Genomic DNA, 2,409 nt, shown 5'->3' on the forward strand with positions numbered 1-2,409 from the left:
TCTATCCTTTCTCTGCGCTGTGCTTATCTCAATGGTCAACTTTCCGCTTGATGTATTTGCAAAAGTGAGATGCACCCGAAGCGCACCTTACCTGTAAAGTCTATCCTTAACTTAGCTGCACCACTGGTTTATCCTGTAACAAAGTTTCATTTGTCAGCAAATCTTCAACAGTAATGCGCAAAAAGCGCTGTTCGTCAACGCGGAACAAAACTTTTATGCGATCGCTCCCCGGATACCCAGGCGGCGTCAATTGAGCGATGCTGCGTGCTCCGTCTTTGTCATTTAGTGGCTGTACCGATCTTTGACCCGCGAGTTGGCGAGTAATTAGCCTGTCGCCGTCAAAATATATCTCCGTGCCGCCAGTTTCCGCTCCCAATTCGCCGACAATTAATTCTATACTCGGCTGATTTTCTAAAGAAGCCCCCAAGACTAATTCTACCGGTTCGCTCATCGGATAAGACTGGCCGGATTTAATTAAACTGTGCCAACTGTGGCAATTTTCGCGGCGGTTCCAGTAGCGAATGCCGTAACTGTGATAGAGAAAATCTTTGATTTCGAGCCCTTGACTCAGTTGCAGAGCACCCTGGGCGATCGCCTCAAAGGGTTTGTCGCAGCGAATTTTTGCCGGCTCGAAATATTGCTGCACCCAACGCCCAACAGCGGGAATTTGTACAGTACCGCCAACTAGCAAAACTGCATCGATGTCGCCAATTTCTAAGCCTTGGCGCCGTGCTTGCTGCAATACTTGATTCATGCACTCGTCGAGGTTATCAAAAAACTGATGTTCGGCGAGGATAGATTCAAAGCGAGATCGATCTAATTCTAATTCGTAACTCTCAAAATTTTCGTCATCAAAATAAACCTCAACTGCCTGATTAACCAAAGACAACTGAATCTTTAACCGTTCTGCTAATCTCGTTGTTATCGGAGATTTTGCCAGCCCTTGTGTTGTGAAAAAATAGTCAACCAGCCAATTATCAATATCAGAACCGCCTAAATTTTGTCCTGCTTTAGCCAAAACCCGGGCAACTTTTGCCTTTTGCGCTGAAGATTCAGCTAATAACTTTTCGCCCCACTTGAGAATAAAACCGAGGGGCTTTTTGTCGGAGGAAGCGTCCAAACGCACCAAAGAAAGATCGAGAGTTCCGCCACCGAAATCAATGACTAACAGATTTTCGCGATCGGCCAAACCGTAACCCAAAGCAGCCGCCGTAGGTTCGTCCAACATCCGCACCTGTTCTACTTGCAGAGATTCAGACACTTTGCCCAACCAATGGCGGTAAGCTTCAAAACTATCTACTGGTACAGTAAAAATCAAAGAATCGATCGGCAAGGGCAGTTCGCGAATTGAGTTCACAATTTGGCTCAAATACCACTCACCTACTCGTTCAAAAGTAACAAGTTGCCCGTCAATTTCCGGCACAAAACCCTGAACAGAAGTGCCAATTCCCCGCTTAAAATTGCGGAAAAACCGAGAATCTCCACTCAAATCAAGGCCTCTGTCTCGGACTTGCTGACCGAGTATTACTTTATTGGCCGCACCGTCCTCAACGTAAAGTAAACTGGGAATTAGGGGCGGATTTTGAGCCGAGATTGCCGACAATCCGGGTAATTTCAAAGTTTCGGGCTGCTGGATCACTTGATTCCAGCGAGCGACGACTGTGTTGCTAGTTCCAAAATCAATTGCGATCGTCATTCAGCCAAAATACACAGCTACTAGGGATTTAATCATATTATGGTATTTCGAGTCACCAATGCCAACAGATTATCAAATTGTGCTTGAATAAAGACTTTGTTGCAACCAAAATTGCTTTAGCGGCGGAGTCTTCCATTTTGTGCAACTGCATATTTTTCGTGGGAACAAATAAGGACCACTTTTATAAGCGGCAAAAAACTCATACCATTTTATATTTTAGATTAAAGACTTGGGAATGACTTAGTGGATAAGGGTTTGGATCATCGGCCTACAGTTGCATTGTTTTTTTAAAGTGGTATCACCTCTCCGCCGCCAAGCTTTTACCTTTGATATTAATCCAATTTTAAAATTAAGCGTGAAAAATGCTGCACATGGGCGATCGTAAAACAGCACTATTGGCTTTAACACTGCTTGTCCCGGCGGCTAGTATTGGTATCATAGCAGCCTTGTATATTGCCCCTGGAAGCTGGCGACAAACACTGTCAGTCTTTTGTCAAGTTTGGTTGCTGGTTTTTCCGATCGCGTGGTCTATTTTTGTCGATCGCAAAAAGCTGCGTTTATCCCTACCCCAGCGCCAAGAATTGCTGGCTGGATCTATTTGGGGAATATTGATGTTTGCGGTAATTCTGGGTATCTATATAGCATTTCTTAAAAATATGAGGTGCACGAGATTCCCTGAATATCGGGACTTTCAAGCCTTATTACATACCTCA

1 protein-coding gene and 1 pseudogene are annotated in these 2,409 nt (G+C 44.6%); one reads left to right on the plus strand and one right to left on the minus strand.

From position 1 onward, the window contains the following. Nucleotides 1-106 precede the first annotated feature (106 nt). Nucleotides 107-1,696 (minus strand): Hsp70 family protein, encoded by a 1,590-nt coding sequence (locus tag QUA40_RS28375; RefSeq protein WP_333131996.1) that lies wholly within the window; start codon nt 1,694-1,696, stop codon nt 107-109. Between the two features lie 371 nt (nt 1,697-2,067). Here QUA40_RS28375 and QUA40_RS28380 point away from each other — a divergent pair. Continuing rightward, a pseudogene (locus QUA40_RS28380) lies at nt 2,068-2,409 on the plus strand (hypothetical protein); the annotation flags it as partial.

The organism is Microcoleus sp. Pol11C3, from assembly GCF_036701485.1.
Classification (GTDB): domain Bacteria; phylum Cyanobacteriota; class Cyanobacteriia; order Cyanobacteriales; family Microcoleaceae; genus Microcoleus.

Excerpts from the sequence above, each read along its gene's own strand:
- QUA40_RS28375 (WP_333131996.1), bottom strand. The coding sequence starts at position 1,696 with ATGACGATCGCAATTGATTTTGGAACTAGCAACACAGTCGTCGCTCGC.